Origin of the sequence: Mucilaginibacter sp. OK268, assembly GCF_900103125.1 — a bacterium.
Taxonomy (GTDB): Bacteria; Bacteroidota; Bacteroidia; order Sphingobacteriales; family Sphingobacteriaceae; genus Mucilaginibacter.
This window is the reverse complement of sequence record NZ_FNJV01000013.1, coordinates 63659-81477: the sequence shown is the minus strand read 5'-3', so window position 1 is coordinate 81477 and position 17819 is coordinate 63659. Positions and strand designations below refer to the sequence as shown.

The following is a 17819-nucleotide window of genomic DNA, read 5'->3' as shown; positions in this document are numbered from 1 at the left end:
TTTGTTAACAAAACTAAACTAAAACTAATGCTTCTTTACCAGAGAAGCTACATGAAAAACTATTTTCTTTTAGAGTCAAGAAGTAAGAGTCAAGAATCAAGATGAAATCACACTGCTCATGGATTTCTGTCCTGATTCTTGGTTCTAATCTCTTGACTCTTTGAATTAGAATCTTCTGCGACGTTCCGGACGCTCTTCACGGCTTTTGCCAGAGAAATCACGGAAACCACCACCGGTGCTGCTTCTTTCGCTGCTGCCACGATGACCACCGCCTTCACGACGTTCGCCACCACGGTAACCACCGCCACCTTCGCGACGCTCGCCACCACGATATCCACCTTCACGACGCTCGCCACCGCCACGGTATCCACCGCCGCTGCTGCGATTATCACTGGTGCCTTCGCCAGATATTTCTATCCTAACCGGGCGTCCTTTGAATTCAATTTCTTTATAAGCGCTCATTACTTTCTCTACATCCTCATGTGGAACTTCGAAAAATGAATAAACACCTTTTACATCGATTTTACCAACGGTACGGCCACTTATTTTGGTAGTGTTACAAATGTAACCCAGCAGATCGCCACGGTTAAATTCATCAACAGAACCTAAGTTTATAAATAAACGGGTGTAAGCTGATTTGCCTCCTGGTGCGCGTTCGCCGCGGTCGTCCCTGTCTCTGGTACGGCCTTCTTCAGCGCTGGCATTCAGATCCGGAGCGTTTTCGTAATAATCAAGGAAGCGGTTAAATTCGATAGAAGCAAAACGTTTGATAAAATCTTCCTTGCTGATATCTTTAAACTCCTCGATGATGCGTGGCAGGTATTGTTCAATCTGCTCCTCGTTAACGGTTACGTTATGTACTTTATGTACAATCGAGAACAGTTGTTTTTCGCAAACGTCAAAACCTGTAGGGATCTCGGCTTTTGAAAACTTTTTACCAATTACACGCTCAATCTGGCGTATTTTACCTAATTCTTTACCGTTAACAATAGAGATAGATACACCGGTTTTACCTGCACGGGCTGTACGGCCGCTACGGTGGGTGTAGTTCTCGATCTCATCAGGTAACGAGTAGTTGATAACGTGGGTAACATCATTAACGTCGATACCACGGGCTGCAACGTCTGTAGCTATTAATAGCTGCAGGTTGCGCTCACGGTAACGTTTCATTACCTTGTCACGTTGTTGTTGTGATAAGTCACCATGTAAAGAATCGGCATTATAACCGTCTTTGATCAGGGCTTCTGCAATATCCTGGGTCTCGATCTTGGTACGGCAAAAAACAATACCAAAAATATCGGGGTTAAAATCAACAATACGTTTAAACGCGGCATACTTGTCACGGGCACGTACTATATAGTACTCATGCTCAATGTTGGCATTACCGGTGTTTTTGGTGCCCATAGTAAGCTCAAACGGATTCTCCATGTATTTTTTGGCGATCCGCCTAACTTCGGCAGGCATGGTGGCTGAGAACAGCCAGGTTTTTTTCTCGTCGGGCGTGGTAGATAAGATATTATCAATGTCTTCCTGAAAGCCCATATTGAGCATTTCATCAGCTTCATCCAATACTACGAATTTTACCTGCGAAAAATCTATCGCCTTGCGGTTGATGATATCAAGCATGCGACCTGGTGTGGCCACTACGATCTGTACACCGCGTTTAATCTGGCGTAACTGATCGGAAATGCTTGCACCACCATACACAGCAACAACGTGAACGTTGTTCATATGCTTGGCGTAATTTTTAATGTCGTTCGTGATCTGTAAACAAAGTTCACGTGTTGGGCATAAAACAAGTGCCTGTGGATGATTTTCTTCGAAATCCAACAGCTCTAATAATGGTAGGCCAAAGGCAGCAGTCTTACCGGTCCCGGTTTGGGCTAATCCGACAAAATCGTTGCTGCCTGTTAACAATACCGGAATTGACTGTTCCTGGATTGGCGTTGGGTTTTCAAACCCTAACTCAGAGATGGCATTAACAATATCATGACGGATTCCCAGTTGAATAAATGGGTTCATGAATTAAAATAACGAATTTGGCAACATCGCCAAATCGGGCGCAAAGATAGAAATTATATTTTTTAAATACAAGAGCAACGGCGTTTTTTAAAATTATCATAACTTTTTGATAATTTGAGAGTTAGCACAGGGTAGTATTGGCTTTATTTCTATATTTAATTAGAATTTTGATAATCAGTAAAAAGTGTTGTTCATGTTGCGACGGGAGTTTTTCGCCTTTTCCTAACAGGATCTGATTATCTGAGCCTGTCAGCAGATTTTACCAGTTTTTCATCGCGCTGTATACTTTTAGCCGCCAGTATCAGCAATACAATACTTAGCGAAGTAAGGAATAGTCCTATCCCCATAGTATGCGTATCAAGTTGTACACTTCCTATTGCTTTTTTTACTGTTTGGGCCATCCAAAAGCTGTAACCAATTAATACCAGTATGGCGCTGTAGCAAATAGCTATTTGTTGTTTGCGGTTTTTGTATAAAAAAATAACCACTAAGGGTATCAGGGCTACTACAGCGGTTATAGCGGTAAGAGCTGTAAAGGATTCTGTGCTTTGCTGGGCGCTGTTCACATCCTGGAATATGCCGGTAACCATAATACTTACCGGTTTGCCGGAAACATAAACGTTATGGGCCAATGGGAAAAAGAAAAGCGCGAACAGCACAAGGCTGGCAAATAACAGATAAATGCTTTGAATACGTTGCAGCATGATATTGAAAATTATAAGGGCAAATATAATTGTTTTAATTGTTGCCGTACTGCATTTTATTGTATCGTTTATTTTCTTTTTATGATAATTAATGCACTATATTTATAATTATTTTCTAATTAATTGTTGTGATGATCAAGCCCCCAGTTAACAACCTATCGCCCCAGGATGTAAAATTTGATGACGCTCATTTGAAAAAGATATTTTTGGAGCACCTGAATAGTATTTATTGTGGCAAGCAACACCTGATACAGTTTTTCAATGAAATTGAAGGGTTGGCTACATTGCAATTTTTAAAGAACGCGATAAAGGAATGTTGCGATGATGCTCAGGATCAACTGCAGCACCTGGATAGTATATTTAATTCCATCAATGAAGATCAGTCAAAAATTAGTGTTCTGGGTATGAAAGCCATGACGCTCGAGGCTTATATATCGGCTATTAAGGCAGGTAAAACACCAATGGAGCGCGACGTTTTTATTGTTTTTTATCTCCAACTGATAGAAGGTATTGAAGTTACTTATTTTAAAGTGCTGAGGAACCTGGCCAAAGCTATAGGCTATAGCAATACCTTTTTGGATAAACCATTTAACCAGGCTCTGGAAGATAAGATCATGTTTGAATCTATTTATAAAGAGTATATCAGTGAGCCGGCTCACTGATCAAAAGTTATTCTGAGGTTTCCGACTTTGGATAGCTATGTTCGTGCATTTTAAGTAAGGACAAAGCCTGGGTTAAAATAAAAACGCCCCGTTGTCGGGGCGTTTGCATTATGGGTGCGAGTATATTTTATAAACAACAGCCCCTACTGGCGACTGCCCCGGACCGCCATCAGTATATCCTTCCGAAATCAATGTCCCATTAGTAGGGTTAAGATCACCACCGGTGACCACTTCCGTATTTATCAAAGTGCTCCAGGCAACAAATTGACCTGAAGGTGTGTACCATGCATAGTTTCTTAATAAGGGAAGAGCAACCTTTTGTTTCACCTTTGGTGAAAATGAACTAAACAGCAATAGCATAGTCAATAACGATAGGCATAAAAGACCTCTAAATTTTTTCATTGGAATAATGTTTAAAGATTAAATAAATAGAAAATTATACAATAAAAATATGAAATATATATATGCAATACTTAGGAAACTTGCTATTTGATTTTCTTCAGTTGATTATTCACAAAACGCTTAAAACTCCACATAATCCCCTGTACTTAGCATGTTAACCTGTTCGTGTTTATCTTTCTACATATTTTTACTTTGACTAAATAATGAATACCCTTATGCGGCATATTATTAACTTTGCCGTGTGACCGCTAAACAACGTTATTTTATTGAACTGGCTTATGATGGTACCAATTACCATGGTTGGCAAATACAGCAAAATGCTGTAAGCGTACAGGAACTACTAAATAAGGCCCTGGCTACTATTTTGCGCCAGTCTGTTGAAACTATCGGTTGCGGTCGTACAGATACAGGTGTGCATGCCCGAGAGTTTTTCGCGCATTTTGATGTTGAGATTCATAGTCCATTGATCATAGGCGATAGTGAGAAAACAGAAAACCATGGACTATCGACCATCGACTATGGACTAAAAGTACGCAGCCTCAACTCTCTTCTTCCGCCTGATATCGGTATAAAAAATATCATCCCGGTTCATGAGAATGCTCACGCACGTTTTGATGCTACACAGCGTTCTTATCAATACCATATCCATTTTCATAAAGATCCATTTTTGCATGGCTATTCGTGGATGGTACGAGATGTGCCCGATGTGGTGTTGATGAACCAGGCGGCGGCTATCATCATGGAGTACACCGATTTTAGCTGTTTTAGTAAATCGAATACGCAGGTTAAAACCAATAATTGTAAAATAACCCGGGCCGAATGGGTAAAAACAGAACAGGGTATTGTTTTCCATATTTCGGCCGATAGGTTTTTGCGTAATATGGTACGGGCTATAGTAGGTACACTGATGATGGTAGGCAAGCACGAAATAGAGCCCGAAGCCGTACGCTCCATTATTGAAAGTAAAAACCGCTCAAATGCCGGTACAAGCGTGCCAGCCTGCGGCTTATATCTAACAGAAGTGGAATATCCGTATTTGCCCCTAACCCCCTGAAGGGGGAATAAAAATAGAGTACGAATTTTTAACTGTTTATAATTATACATTACATTTGATATAGTGGATAACGATAAAAAAAATACCGATCAAAAAACACCCCCTTCAGGGGGCGGGGGGGGCGTAACCGGAAAAGCGCTTGATTGGAAACTGTTAAAACGGGTGATGCATTATGTAAAGCCCTATAACAGCACATTTGTAATTTCGGCATTTTTAACCGTTTTCCTGGCAGCTGGAGCATTACTACAGCCTATCCTGATACAACACACCTTAGATAATGATATCCTGAATGATAATTACGACGGATTGTTGTTTATGGTAGGGTTGATGATAACGCAGCTCATCGTACTAACCATTGCCCAGTATTATCAAACCTATTTAACCAATGCCCTGGGGCAATCTGTTATCCGTGATCTGCGTATTGATATTTTTAATCACATTACCAGTCTGCGGCTTAAATACTTTGATCGTACGCCTATTGGTATGCTCATTACCCGTACCGTATCAGATCTGGAAACTATTGCCGATATCTTTTCAGAAGGGTTGATCTCCATCATGGGTGATATGCTGCTGGTATTTGCTGTGATAGGCTTTATGTTATATGAGGACTGGAAGCTGGCCCTCATCACCTTGATCCCAATGCCCTTCCTGTTTGCGTCGACCTATGTTTTTAAGGAAGCCATTAAGTCCTCCTTCCAGGAGGTTCGGACCCAGGTTGCCCGCTTGAATACTTTCCTGGCCGAGCATATTTCGGGCATCAGCATCATTCAGCTGTTTGCCCGCGAAGATCAGGAGATGCGGAAGTTTAAAGATGTTAACCTGAAATATCGCGATGCCAACATCCGCTCCAATTGGTATTATTCTATATTTTTCCCAGTGGTTGAAATTCTGTTTGCCATTTGTATGGGCTTGTTGGTATGGTATGGCTGCAAAAGGATGTTGTCTGATAGTCAGTTGGCTGCTATTTCGGCAAGACCGGGTGGTATTACTCCTGGCGTTATTACCGGCTTTATTGTATTGCTCAATATGTTGTTCAGGCCGATCCGTCAACTAGCCGATAAATTTAACACACTACAAATGGGCATGGTAGGTGCCGACAGGATATTTAAAGTATTGGACACCGACGAGGTTGCTGTAGATACCGGTGAGATCAATACAGGCAGACTTCACGGTGATATCGAGTTTAGCAAAGTATGGTTTGCCTATAATGATGAGAACTGGGTTTTGAAAGATATCAACTTCCACATTAAACCGGGTGAAACGCTGGCGCTGGTAGGGGCTACTGGCGCAGGTAAATCATCAACCATTAATATCCTGAACCGTTTTTACGAGATAGGGGCCGGCAATGTAAAAGTTGACGGGCACGATATTCGAGATTACCAGGTTGAGTTTTTACGCTCGCAGATTGCTACCGTGATACAGGATGTGTTTTTATTTACCGATACCATTGCCAATAACATCAGTCTGAATAATCAATCCATTACCCGCGAGCAGATCATAGCTGCCGCGAAAGATGTAGGTGCGCATGAATTTATTGAGCGCCTGCCCGGTGGCTACGACTATAATGTAATGGAAAGAGGCTCTACGCTTTCGGCAGGGCAATCACAACTGATATCCTTTATTAGGGCATTGGTGTATAATCCTGCTATTTTGGTTTTGGACGAAGCCACATCGTCTGTTGATACCGAAACCGAAATGCTGATCCAGAATGCGATCAACAAACTGATGCAGGGGCGCACGGCCATCGTGATAGCTCACCGCCTCTCCACCATACAAAACGCCGACCGTATTATTGTGCTTGACCATGGCGAGATCATGGAAAGCGGCACTCACCAGGAACTCCTCAAGATCGAAAATGGGCACTACCGTAAGCTATATGATCTGCAGTTTAATTCGGCAGGGATAGCGAGGTAGACCTCACCCAATCCTCTCCAAAGGAGAGGGCTATAAAAATGTTTTTAAGAAGTCCTCTCCTTTGGAGAGGATTTAGGAGAGGTTGGTGCTGTCTTTATCGGTTCAACAGGTTGCTCTTCTTTCTCGTGCTTTTTGGCAATGTCGCCGCCATGCGGTTTATCGGCATGATATTGTTTATCTTCTTTTCGCACTTTACTTTTGCCGCCGTTGTCATTTGGCCTTTTGGTAGGTGTGTCAGAAGGCGAAGGTTTGTTGGGTGAATTTGCTGGCTTTGTCATACTAAATGGAACAACAGGAGCAGGGTTTTTGTTTAATTTGTACGTTGCAGACGTTAATAAATGTTAAAACTATAGGTATAGCCGGTTAATAAACCATATTTATAACTAATAAACTTTTACCTTTAATGCAGGTTTGTTAATTTCGCACAAACACAGATGTGAGATGTGAGACGTTAGATCTAAGGCGGGCTTTAAAAATTAGCTGTCTTTTGTCTCATCTCTCATATCTCACGTCTCATATCTCAGACATGGAAGAATTTGAAGCAAGCGCGTCAGCAAAAAAAACAAAAACGATATACATATCAACCGTATTCGGTATAGCTATGGTGTTGTTAATGGTAGGGTTGTTAGGCCTGTTTTTGGTATATGCCAACAATATTTCACGCTATGTAAAAGAAAACATAGTGCTGAACATTTTTGTTGACGATGCCGCGCATGAAACCGATGTACTGCAGTTGCAAAAGCAGCTGGAAGGCAACGTGATGGTGAAACAAACCCAGTATGTAAGTAAAGAACTGGCCGCGCGCAATCTGCAAAAAGACCTGGGCGAAGATTTTGTGAAATTTTTGGGCTATAACCCCCTGTCGCAATCTATAGACGTTTATCTGAAGGCAGATTATACCAACAACAAGGATATTGAAAAATTCAAGACCGAATTGTTGAAGAATCCATTGATCAAAGAGGTTAAATACCAACAGTCTCTGGTTGATCAAATGAATCAGAATGTAACCTCCATCAGTTTGATCATCCTTATTTTTGCCGGCATATTCGTGGTATTATCAGTAGCGCTGATCAACAATACAATTCGCCTGGCTATTTACTCACAACGTTTCCTGATCAAATCCATGCAGCTGGTTGGAGCTACTAAAAGTTTTATCCGCAAGCCGTTTTTGCTGTATGGCATATGGCATGGTCTTTTGGGTGGATTGATCGCTATTATATTACTGGTAGGTACGCTGTATGTAGCTTATAGAAACATTCCCGACCTGGTTTTCCTGCAAAACTACACCGAATTTGGTATTGTGTTTTTAGGAGTAATAGGCCTGGGTATCTTTATATCTGGCTTCAGTACCTTTTTGGCAGTTAATAAATTTTTACGTTTAAAAATATACGACCTATATAGGTAAATTAAAGGCGAAAGGCTAAAACTGAAAGGTTCAAGCTTAAGCAAAATTCACTAACTCATTAATTCAATAATTCACCAATTAAAGATATGGCACAACCAGTTAAACCAGCTTCAACTGTAAAAGCAACACAGGCAGCAAAATCAACAGGTACCGAACCGGTACAATTCATATTTGATAAAAGCAATTACAGGCTGCTGATCATTAGCGTTGCTGTGGTAGCTTTTGGCTTTGTATTAATGGCAGGCACAACTGACATTTACAGCACTACCAAAATTGTAATAGCACCTATCGTTGTATTAGCAGGATTTGCCCTGGGCTTCTTCGCTATATTAAAAAAGCCAGCAACCAATTAATTACAATAGCTGATCCAATCCCAATCTACCCCTAATGAATATCATCCACGTTATTATCCTGGCTATAATTGAAGGGATAACAGAATTTTTGCCTGTATCATCAACCGGGCATATGATCATCGCTTCATCCGTAATGGGCATAGCCGCCGATCCTTTTGTTAAGCTTTTTACCATTGCTATACAGCTTGGCGCTATATTATCGGTAGTGGTTTTATACTACAAAAGATTTTTACAGTCGGTTAATTTTTACATCAAGTTATTGGTGGCCTTTATCCCCGCGGCCGTATTTGGGGTGCTATTTAGTAAAAAAATAGACGCCTTATTGGAGAGCGCGCTAACTGTAGGCATTACTTTATTTGTAGGTGGTATCATATTGTTGTTCGTAGACAAATGGTTCAACAAGCCAACTGTAAAAGCCGAAAAAGATATCAGCTATTTAACGGCGCTTAAAATCGGCTTTTTTCAGTGCCTGGCCATGATTCCCGGTACTTCACGGTCGGCGGCAACTATTGTTGGAGGGATGTCGCAAAAACTGACCCGCACCGCCGCGGCTGAATTCTCTTTCTTTTTAGCTGTACCTACCATGTTTGCAGCCACCGCCAAAAAGCTGTATGATTTTCATAAAGAGGGCCACATATTTACCGGCGAAGAAATTAAACTGCTGGCCATAGGTAACGTTATCGCGTTTATAGTAGCCATGCTGGCCATCAAAACATTTATTACTTTTTTAGAGCGTAAAGGTTTTGTGATATTCGGCTGGTACCGTATTGTTGTGGGCGCGGTTATTATCGGTTTAATATTGAGCGGCCATCAATTGCAAACCGTATAGTTTCTTAAAAACGTCCGACTTATAAAATTCAAACAGCCATCCTTCCGGAAAAACTTTTTAAACCTTTATTTTAACACTTTTCTGCTCGAAATGAGGGTGAAAACAGGTGAAAAATGCTCAAAAACTCATTCGAAATCATCGATTTTAACACTTTTTAACAAATTTTTAGCAGGTTTTATTTTCTTTAAAAAGTATTAAAAATCTGATATTTAATGAGTTAATAAGAATTTAGCTTGATTTTTAGCCCTTTTTGTTCCCTTGTTAAATAGTCCTGATTATGATTTTCAAACATGGTTGGTTTGATAGCTGAGTATCTTAAAGATACAAAAAATACAGGAGACTGGAAAAGAATAAAAAACGCGTCATTGCGAGGTACGAAGCAATCTCTATACTATACAGAGCGGCTCTACTAATCGGGGATTATTAATATTTTGATTGTTTTATATCTGTATTAATGAGCTCCCTGCGGTCGGTTATCTTCGTACCTCGCAATGACGCGCGGTGAGAATACGCCGCAGGCGAAGAGGGTGGCCAGGCACAGCAATGGTCGGGTGAGTCGCCTCCTGCGTTCTGCATTCCATACTATTTCCCTACCTTTGCCGCTTTAATAGCACCCATTGAAGAAAACATATACGCACATACAGGAATTTGCCGAAGGACAGTTGCTGCTGGTTAATAAACCCTACAATTGGACAAGCTTTGATGTGGTTGGCAAAATCCGCAATTCATTTAAGCCGCTTAAACTTAAAGTAGGGCATGCAGGTACGCTCGATCCGCTGGCTACCGGTTTGCTGATCATCTGCACCGGCAAAATGACCAAACAGATCGATACCTTCCAGGCCGAAGAAAAAGAATATACCGGTACTATGACATTGGGCGCCACCACGCCATCTTATGATATGGAGACCGAGCCCGATAATAAATTCGACATCAGCCAACTTACCGAAGAGCAGCTGCGTAATAACTGCAGGCAGTTTACCGGCGATATACAACAGTATCCGCCGGCACATTCGGCTATAAAAATTGACGGCGAGCGTCTGTATGAAAAAGCCCGCAGGGGCGAAGAGGTGGAATTGCGTTTACGCAATGTAACCATTAGCGAGTTTGAACTGACGCGTATTGAATTGCCCGAAGTTGATTTTAGAGTGGTGTGCAGCAAGGGTACTTACATCCGGTCGTTGGTGAATGATTTTGGGGCTACGCTTAATAACGGGGCTTATCTTTCCAAACTCAGGCGTACACGCAGCGGTAATTTCCGGGTAGAGGATGCCTGGGAAGTAATGGAACTGGTAACCATGATCAGGGAGTTGAAGACGGATGGTGGTGCATCGGTTGAATAATACCGTAAGCTTAAAAACCAATCTGTCATTTCGAACGAGCGGCCGGGGCAAAGAGGGCAGGGCGAGGAGAAATCTTTTGCGCCACGTTTACAATCAGGCCAAATTTGTACATTTAAAACATGCGGAATCATAACTACTATGTTTACATTACAACTAACCCTGATCGGACAGTACTGTATATTGGTGTTACAAATGATATCAGTGTAAGAATTATTCAACATACAGAAAACAAGGGCACAAAGCGATCATTTACCGGTAAATACTATTGCTACCTCTTGGTTTATTACGAGCATTTTACACACATTGAACATGCTATTGAAAGGGAAAAAGAGATTAAAAAGTGGAGGAGAGAAAAGAAAGAGGCTTTGATTGCCACAACAAATCCAAACTGAATATTTCTGAATGAGGAAGTAAGTGGGGAGTAAATGGAATTTTATGTATTATAAATAGTTGAATTCAATAAAAAAACCGTTGTCATTTCTACCGAAGTGAAAAATATTTTGCGATTGATATGTCCCGCGTAAAAGATTTCTCCTCGCGCCACTACGCTTTCCATCCCTCTGCTCGTTCGAAATGACATTGGGGTTTTTAATGTTAGCGGAAGAAATCTTCTACGCAAGATATGTCCCGCGCAAAAGATTTCTCCTCGTACCTCGTTCGAAATGACAGGGTGGGTATTTTTAAGATATAAAGCAACCAAACAATTACATCCCAAAGTCAAAATAATTGACTTTTATAGTCTTAACGGTCAAAAAATTAACTTTGTGTTTTTACGCATATCATGAGGGTTTACAATCATATTGACGAATTTACAGCGGTGAAAAACGCAGTAGTTACCATCGGTACTTTTGATGGTGTACACATCGGTCACCGTAAAATTATATCGGGGATAAAGGAAATAGCGGATAGCATAGGCGGCGAAACAGTTATTTTAACCTTCTTCCCGCATCCGCGCATGATACTGCACCCGGAGGATGAAAGCCTGAAACTGATCACCACCATTACCGAAAAAGCAGCTTTGATGGAGGATCTGGGCGTCGACCATTTGATCATCACCCCGTTTTCAAGAGATTTTTCGAACCAGACTGCCGAGAGCTATATCCGGGATGTGCTGGTGAATAAAATAGGGACTAAAAAAATTGTGATCGGTTATGATCACCGCTTCGGGAAAGATCGTCAGGGCGGCTTCGAAGATCTACAACGGCTTGGTCCTGTTTATGGTTTTGATGTGGTTGAAATACCCGAGCAGGACATCAACGAAGTAGCCATCAGTTCGACACGCATCCGCAACGCCTTATTGAATGGGGAAATAGACCTGGCCAATTCTTTCTTGGGTTATCCTTTCTTCATCACCGGCACCGTGATTCGCGGCGACCAGATCGGCAGGCAATTGGGTTATCCCACCGCTAATATCGTGGTAGAAGAAAAATATAAGCTTATCCCAACCGACGGTATTTTTGCCGTAACGGTCACTGTTGCAGGCGAAAGGTATAAGGGCATGGCCTATATTGGCAGCCGCCCAACGGTAAATGGCCTTACCCGGAACATCGAGGTCAATATTTTTGATTTCGACCAGGAGATCTATAACCAGGCTATCCGCATGGAGTTTCACCACTATGTACGCGGCGACGTTAAATTCGCCTCCCTTGATGAACTTAAGGTGCAGTTGGCCAGGGACAAAGAAGATGTATTAGCGCTGTTGTAACCCCTCCCAACCCTCCCCAAAGGAGAGGGCTTTTAACATTGAGCCAAGTTTTTTTAAAAAGTCTCCCCAACCGGGGGAGATTTAGAGGGGGTTTCGTACCTTTACCTGTCAATATGACTCAGTCGGTTGCCTTGGCGCAATTGTTGAGTTTGTTCGATTATATCAAAATAATATGTTAGATTTTATCAGTAAGCTTTTTGGAAGCAAATCAGAACGGGATGTAAAAGCGATACAGCCTATAGTTGAAAAAATTAAGGCTGAATTTGCAAAACTCGACAACATCAGCAATGATGAGCTTAGAGCTAAAACCATAGATTTTAAAGAAACCATAGCCCAGGGACTTTCAGGCATTGATAGCGAGATTCAAGCTATTAAAGACCGTACCGAAAATGAGCTGGATATGGACGTAAGCGAAAAAGTGGAGCTTTATACCCAGTTGGATAAACTGGAAAAAGACCGCAATAAAGAGCTGGAAGATATATTGTTAAATATACTGCCCGAAGCATTCGCGGTTGTTAAAGAAACTGCCCGCCGTTTTGCCGGTAATAAAACCATTGAAGTTACTGCCACCCAGTTTGATCGTGAACTGGCCGCGCGCAAAAACAACGTGATTATTAAAGGCGACCAGGCTATACACCACAATACCTGGCTTGCTGCCGGTAACGAGGTTACCTGGGATATGGTACACTATGATGTGCAGCTGATTGGTGGTATTGTACTGCACCAGGGTAAAATATCAGAGATGGCTACGGGTGAAGGTAAAACGCTGGTAGCCACGCTGCCTGCATACCTGAATGCGCTGGCTGGTCAGGGTGTTCACATTGTAACGGTGAATGATTACCTGGCCCGTCGTGATAGTGAGTGGATGGGCCCATTATATGAGTTCCACGGTTTATCGGTTGATTGTATCGATAAACATGAGCCAAATTCTGATGAGCGCCGCAAAGCTTATCTATCAGATATCACTTTTGGTACCAACAACGAATTCGGTTTTGATTACCTGCGTGACAATATGACACGTAGTCCGGAAGAGTTGGTACAACGTAAGTCACATTACGCCATGGTGGATGAGGTCGACTCCGTATTAATTGATGATGCCCGTACACCTTTAATTATATCAGGTCCAATACCTCGCGGTGATGAGCATGAGTTTTATGAGCTGAAACCACGTATTGAGCGTTTGGTTAACGCGCAAAAAGCCTATGTAAACGGCGTATTGAACGAAGCTAAAAAAGCTATTAACGAAGGTAATACCGATGTTGAAGGTGGTGGCTTAGCTTTATTACGTGCTTACCGTGGTTTACCAAAAAGCAAGGCTTTAATTAAGTTTTTGAGCGAAGGCGGTAACCGGACAATTTTGCAGAAAGTGGAAAACCACTACATGCAGGATCAGGGTAAGGATATGCCAAAGGTTGACGCGGAGCTTTTCTTTGTGATCGACGAAAAAAATAACCAGGTTGAACTGGCCGAAAAAGGTATCGAGCTGATCACCTCATCGGGCGAAGATCCTCACTTTTTTGTGATGCCTGATGTAGGTACCGAAATTGCTGAGATCGAAAAATCAAGCCTGGCTCCCGAAGAGAAAATTGCCCGCAAAGACGAGCTGATGCGTGATTTCTCCATCAAATCTGAACGTATCCACTCGGTTAACCAGTTATTAAAAGCGTATACCCTGTTTGAAAAAGATACAGAGTATATCCTGGACGAAGGCAAGGTGAAAATTGTGGATGAGCAAACCGGTCGTGTGTTAGACGGTCGTCGTTACTCTGATGGTTTACACCAGGCTATCGAAGCAAAAGAAAATGTAAAGGTAGAAGACGCGACACAAACCTTCGCTACCATTACCCTGCAAAACTACTTCCGTATGTACCACAAACTTTGCGGTATGACGGGTACTGCTGTTACAGAAGCAGGTGAGTTTTGGGAAATATACAAACTGGACGTGGTAGAGATACCAACCAATACCCCGGCAAGTCGTGCAGACAGGCAGGATCTGGTTTATCGTACCGTTCGTGAAAAATACAATGCCGTTGCCGATGAGATTGTGAAACTGACAGAAGCCGGTCGCCCGGTACTGGTAGGTACAACATCGGTTGAAATTTCGGAATTACTGAGCCGTATGCTGAAACTGCGCGGTATCAAACATAACGTACTGAACGCCAAAATGCACCAGAAAGAAGCCGATATTGTGGCCGAAGCTGGTAAAACAGGTACCGTGACCATCGCCACCAACATGGCTGGTCGTGGTACGGATATTAAGCTGGGCGCCGGTGTTAAAGATGCGGGTGGTTTGGCCATTGTAGGTACCGAGCGCCATGAGTCGCGCCGTGTTGACAGGCAGTTACGTGGTCGTGCAGGTCGTCAGGGTGACCCGGGTTCGTCTCAGTTCTTTGTATCGTTAGAGGATAACCTGATGCGTTTATTCGGATCAGAGCGTATATCTAACCTGATGGTACGTATGGGTATTGAAGAGGGCGAAGTAATTCAGCACTCCATGATCTCCAAATCAATTGAGCGTGCGCAGAAAAAGGTAGAAGAAAACAACTTTGGTATTCGTAAGCGTTTGCTGGAGTATGATGATGTGATGAACTCACAACGTACGGTGATCTATACCAAACGTAAAAACGCCCTGTTTGGCGAACGTTTAGACGTTGACCTGAGCAATACCATATTTGATGTGGTTGAAGATATTGTGACCGAATATAAAGAAGCAAACAACTACGAAGGCTTTACGCTGGAAGTGATCCGTTTGTTCTCGGTTGATATTGAACTGGACATTGAAGAGTTTGCAGCAAAAAATATTACTGCCCTTACCGACAGAACTTTCCAAACGGTAATGGACTTTTACAAACGCAAACAAGAAGCGGTAGCTCAACAGGCCTTCCCGGTACTGAAAGATGTATATGATACCCGTGGTCAGTATGTTGAAAATATTGTGGTTCCGTTTAGCGATGGTATCCACGGCATACAGGTTTCTGTACCATTGAAAAAGGCGGTAGAGAACCATGGGGTAGAGGTGTTTAAATCTTTTGAAAAGAACGTGACCCTTTACCTGATTGATGATGCCTGGAAAGAGCATTTGCGCGAGATGGATGAGTTAAAACAATCGGTACAGAACGCGGTTTATGAGCAAAAGGATCCACTATTGGTTTACAAGTTTGAAGCTTTTGAACTGTTTAGAGGAATGCTGGCTAATGTGAATAAAGAGATCGTAAGCTTCCTGTTCAGGGGCGGTATCCCGGTTCAGCAGCAACCGGATGAGATCAAAGAAGCCAGACCTGAGCCAAAACTTGATCTGCGTAAAATGAAAACCACCAAAGCCGAGCTGGTAAGCGAAAGCAATGGCATACCGATGGATGATTTCCGCGAACAGCAGAAAGCTACCCCGGTTAGGGTTGAAAACAAGATAGGTCGTAATGACCCTTGTCCTTGCGGTAGTGGTAAAAAATATAAAAACTGCCACGGCGTAGGGCAGAATTAAGAATACACAGTTTTGTCATCCGGAACGGAGTGAAGGATCTATTATTGAACTATGTATGTAGACGAATAGATTCTTCACTCCGTTCAGAATGACAAATCTTTTTTTAGATAAAAGGGCCTGTCATCCTGAGCTTGTCGAAGGATCGCGCGCAGAAGCCCGCCCACCATGCTTCGACGGGCTCAGCATGACAGGCTTTATTTTTAATAGAAACAGAAAATGAAAAAAGCAGTATTTGATCATCAAGCTAAACCAGCCTTTATCAAATACTGCATTTTTTTTGTGCTTTTGATAGCATCAACCCAGGTATTTGCGCAGCAAACACACGGCAGGGTTGAGGTGATTAGGGATCCCCTTGTGGATACGCTGATAGCCAAACGTTATGAGATGAGCAGCGCGAGTGGTGTTCCCGTCGCCTTTTCATCTTACGGTTACAGGGTGCAGTTCTTCAGCGGATCAAACCGCAAGGACGCCTACAATGCCCAGGCCAGACTGCAAAGCGAATATCCCGAGTTGCGTACCTATATCATTTATAACGAGCCAAATTTTAAGGTTCGTGCCGGCGATTTCAGGACACGCCTGGAAGCGCAGAAGCTAATGCAGGAATTGCGGGCCTCATTCCCGAGCCTGTTCATCATCTCAGAAAAAATAAATCTACCCAAAACGGATACCAATGATTAAAGAACAAATACAGGAATTATCCCAAAAAATATTTAATGATGTAGTGGCTAATCGCCGCCATTTGCATACCAATCCCGAGCTATCATTTCACGAGCAAAAAACATCTGCTTTTGTGGCTGGCAAGCTGGAAGAACTGGGCTTAACCTACGAAAAAATGGCTGATACGGGCTTGGTAGCTTTAATCAAAGGCGATTTACCATCCAACAATGTCGTAGCCCTTCGTGCCGATATGGACGCGCTGCCTATTATTGAGGCTAATGATGTGCCATACAAATCACAGAACGTTGGCGTTATGCACGCCTGCGGTCACGATGCGCATACTTCATCGTTATTAGGCACCGCCCGTATTTTAACAGAGCTGAAAAGCCAGTTTGCGGGTACAGTAAAGCTGATATTTCAACCTGCCGAGGAAAAACTGCCCGGTGGGGCCAGTATCATGATCAAAGAAGGGGTGTTGGAAAATCCTAAACCGCAAGCCGTATTAGGGCAGCACGTAATGCCTTTAATTGATGCCGGTAAGGTAGGTTTCAGGGCAGGTAAGTATATGGCCTCGACTGATGAGATCTATGTTACGGTGAAAGGTAAAGGAGGCCACGGAGCCCAACCACAACAAAATATCGACCCGGTAATTATTACCGCACATATATTAACCGCGCTGCAACAGGTAGTAAGTCGTTTTGCTGATCCAAAAAGCCCGTCGGTATTGTCATTTGGCAAGGTGATTGCCAACGGCGCTACCAATGTGATCCCGAACGAGGTTTACCTGGAAGGCACCTTCCGCACCATGGATGAGAAATGGCGCGAAGAGGCCCACAAACGCATGAAAAAAATGGCCGAAGGGATCGCCGAAAGCATGGGCGGCAGCTGCGATTTTAATATTATGCGTGGTTATCCCTTCCTGATCAACGAAGAAGTGCTAACTGCCGCAACCCGTGGCCATGCCGAAGATTACCTGGGTAAAGAAAACGTGCTCGACCTGGATATCTGGATGGCTGCCGAAGATTTTGCCTACTACTCGCAAGTTGCCGACAGCTGTTTTTACCGCCTGGGAACCCGTAACGAAAGCCGCGGTATTACCTCATCGGTACACACACCAACCTTTGATGTGGAAGAGGATGCGTTTAAGATCAGCACCGGTTTAATGGCTTACCTGGCTATTAAGCAGCTGGGGAATTAACACACGCCTGTCATGCCGAACTTGTTTCGGCATCCCACAAGTAAGGTGTACAGCATACTGGCAAGGCCTATCTGATGGGATCCTGAAACAAGT

Annotated in this window: 16 protein-coding genes; 12 read left to right on the top strand and 4 right to left on the bottom strand. The window is 42.9% G+C overall.

Features of this window, described 5'->3' with window-relative positions:
* Positions 1 to 165: 165 nt before the first annotated feature.
* Together BLR84_RS27905 and BLR84_RS27900 are read right to left on the bottom strand one after the other, a co-directional pair.
* A complete protein-coding gene (locus BLR84_RS27905) occupies positions 166 to 2022 on the bottom strand; it encodes a DEAD/DEAH box helicase (protein WP_090473544.1) in 1857 nt (618 codons plus the stop codon).
* A 236-nt stretch (positions 2023 to 2258) separates the two neighbouring features.
* On the bottom strand, positions 2259 to 2726 hold the full coding sequence (locus tag BLR84_RS27900; RefSeq protein ID WP_090473543.1) for a DUF4293 domain-containing protein: 468 nt from the start codon (positions 2724 to 2726) through the stop codon (positions 2259 to 2261).
* Positions 2727 to 2857: 131 nt separating this feature from the next.
* Between BLR84_RS27900 and BLR84_RS27895 the strand changes: the two genes are divergently transcribed.
* Positions 2858 to 3388, top strand: coding sequence for a DUF892 family protein (locus BLR84_RS27895; RefSeq protein WP_090473542.1), 531 nt, complete (start codon positions 2858 to 2860; stop codon positions 3386 to 3388).
* Positions 3389 to 3496: 108 nt separating this feature from the next.
* Here BLR84_RS27895 and BLR84_RS27890 read toward each other — a convergent pair whose 3' ends face one another.
* Positions 3497 to 3790, bottom strand: coding sequence for a hypothetical protein (locus BLR84_RS27890; protein WP_143014013.1), 294 nt, complete (start codon positions 3788 to 3790; stop codon positions 3497 to 3499).
* 241 nt (positions 3791 to 4031) lie between these two features.
* On the opposite strand from BLR84_RS27890, the gene truA reads away from it, so the two are divergent.
* Positions 4032 to 4844 (top strand): tRNA pseudouridine(38-40) synthase TruA, encoded by an 813-nt coding sequence (gene truA, locus BLR84_RS27885; RefSeq protein WP_090473540.1) that lies wholly within the window; start codon positions 4032 to 4034, stop codon positions 4842 to 4844.
* 165 nt (positions 4845 to 5009) lie between these two features.
* Positions 5010 to 6758 carry an ABC transporter ATP-binding protein gene (locus tag BLR84_RS27880; RefSeq protein ID WP_090473620.1) on the top strand — a complete coding sequence of 583 codons (1749 nt, stop codon included), beginning with the start codon at positions 5010 to 5012 and terminating at the stop codon, positions 6756 to 6758.
* 44 nt (positions 6759 to 6802) lie between these two features.
* Here BLR84_RS27880 and BLR84_RS27875 read toward each other — a convergent pair whose 3' ends face one another.
* Complete coding sequence (locus BLR84_RS27875; protein WP_090473539.1) at positions 6803 to 7036, bottom strand: hypothetical protein; 234 nt, start codon at positions 7034 to 7036, stop codon at positions 6803 to 6805.
* Positions 7037 to 7284: 248 nt separating this feature from the next.
* Here BLR84_RS27875 and BLR84_RS27870 point away from each other — a divergent pair, with 248 nt between their 5' ends.
* The 9 genes from BLR84_RS27870 (at position 7285) to BLR84_RS27830 (ending at position 17726) form a co-directional block, all read left to right on the top strand.
* A complete protein-coding gene (locus BLR84_RS27870; protein ID WP_090473538.1) occupies positions 7285 to 8163 on the top strand; it encodes a cell division protein FtsX in 879 nt (292 codons plus the stop codon).
* Between the two features lie 86 nt (positions 8164 to 8249).
* Positions 8250 to 8516: a DUF3098 domain-containing protein gene (locus BLR84_RS27865; RefSeq protein WP_090473537.1), complete on the top strand. Its 267-nt coding sequence runs from the start codon at positions 8250 to 8252 to the stop codon at positions 8514 to 8516.
* Positions 8517 to 8550: 34 nt separating this feature from the next.
* On the top strand, positions 8551 to 9345 hold the full coding sequence (locus BLR84_RS27860; RefSeq protein WP_090473536.1) for an undecaprenyl-diphosphate phosphatase: 795 nt from the start codon (positions 8551 to 8553) through the stop codon (positions 9343 to 9345).
* Between the two features lie 617 nt (positions 9346 to 9962).
* Entirely contained in the window at positions 9963 to 10685 is a 723-nt protein-coding gene (truB, locus tag BLR84_RS27855) for a tRNA pseudouridine(55) synthase TruB (protein WP_255367063.1), read from the top strand.
* 119 nt (positions 10686 to 10804) lie between these two features.
* Positions 10805 to 11077: a GIY-YIG nuclease family protein gene (locus BLR84_RS27850; RefSeq protein ID WP_090473535.1), complete on the top strand. Its 273-nt coding sequence runs from the start codon at positions 10805 to 10807 to the stop codon at positions 11075 to 11077.
* A gap of 389 nt (positions 11078 to 11466) precedes the next feature.
* Positions 11467 to 12390 (top strand): bifunctional riboflavin kinase/FAD synthetase, encoded by a 924-nt coding sequence (locus BLR84_RS27845; protein WP_090473534.1) that lies wholly within the window; start codon positions 11467 to 11469, stop codon positions 12388 to 12390.
* 172 nt (positions 12391 to 12562) lie between these two features.
* Positions 12563 to 15871 carry a preprotein translocase subunit SecA gene (gene secA / locus BLR84_RS27840; RefSeq protein WP_090473533.1) on the top strand — a complete coding sequence of 1103 codons (3309 nt, stop codon included), beginning with the start codon at positions 12563 to 12565 and terminating at the stop codon, positions 15869 to 15871.
* A gap of 216 nt (positions 15872 to 16087) precedes the next feature.
* A complete protein-coding gene (locus BLR84_RS27835; protein ID WP_090473532.1) occupies positions 16088 to 16549 on the top strand; it encodes an SPOR domain-containing protein in 462 nt (153 codons plus the stop codon).
* Positions 16542 to 17726 (top strand): M20 metallopeptidase family protein, encoded by a 1185-nt coding sequence (locus BLR84_RS27830; RefSeq protein ID WP_090473531.1) that lies wholly within the window; start codon positions 16542 to 16544, stop codon positions 17724 to 17726. The genes BLR84_RS27835 and BLR84_RS27830 overlap by 8 nt, the downstream gene beginning before the upstream one ends.
* Positions 17727 to 17819 lie beyond the last annotated feature (93 nt).

Excerpts from the sequence above, each read along its gene's own strand:
- BLR84_RS27905 (WP_090473544.1), bottom strand. The coding sequence starts at position 2,022 with ATGAACCCATTTATTCAACTGGGAATCCGTCATGATATTGTTAATGCC.
- BLR84_RS27900 (WP_090473543.1), bottom strand. The coding sequence starts at position 2,726 with ATGCTGCAACGTATTCAAAGCATTTATCTGTTATTTGCCAGCCTTGTG.
- BLR84_RS27895 (WP_090473542.1), top strand. The coding sequence starts at position 2,858 with ATGATCAAGCCCCCAGTTAACAACCTATCGCCCCAGGATGTAAAATTT.
- BLR84_RS27890 (WP_143014013.1), bottom strand. The coding sequence starts at position 3,790 with ATGAAAAAATTTAGAGGTCTTTTATGCCTATCGTTATTGACTATGCTA.
- BLR84_RS27880 (WP_090473620.1), top strand. The coding sequence starts at position 5,010 with ATGCATTATGTAAAGCCCTATAACAGCACATTTGTAATTTCGGCATTT.
- BLR84_RS27875 (WP_090473539.1), bottom strand. The coding sequence starts at position 7,036 with ATGACAAAGCCAGCAAATTCACCCAACAAACCTTCGCCTTCTGACACA.
- BLR84_RS27870 (WP_090473538.1), top strand. The coding sequence starts at position 7,285 with ATGGAAGAATTTGAAGCAAGCGCGTCAGCAAAAAAAACAAAAACGATA.
- BLR84_RS27865 (WP_090473537.1), top strand. The coding sequence starts at position 8,250 with ATGGCACAACCAGTTAAACCAGCTTCAACTGTAAAAGCAACACAGGCA.
- BLR84_RS27860 (WP_090473536.1), top strand. The coding sequence starts at position 8,551 with ATGAATATCATCCACGTTATTATCCTGGCTATAATTGAAGGGATAACA.
- BLR84_RS27850 (WP_090473535.1), top strand. The coding sequence starts at position 10,805 with ATGCGGAATCATAACTACTATGTTTACATTACAACTAACCCTGATCGG.
- BLR84_RS27845 (WP_090473534.1), top strand. The coding sequence starts at position 11,467 with ATGAGGGTTTACAATCATATTGACGAATTTACAGCGGTGAAAAACGCA.
- secA (WP_090473533.1), top strand. The coding sequence starts at position 12,563 with ATGTTAGATTTTATCAGTAAGCTTTTTGGAAGCAAATCAGAACGGGAT.
- BLR84_RS27835 (WP_090473532.1), top strand. The coding sequence starts at position 16,088 with ATGAAAAAAGCAGTATTTGATCATCAAGCTAAACCAGCCTTTATCAAA.
- BLR84_RS27830 (WP_090473531.1), top strand. The coding sequence starts at position 16,542 with ATGATTAAAGAACAAATACAGGAATTATCCCAAAAAATATTTAATGAT.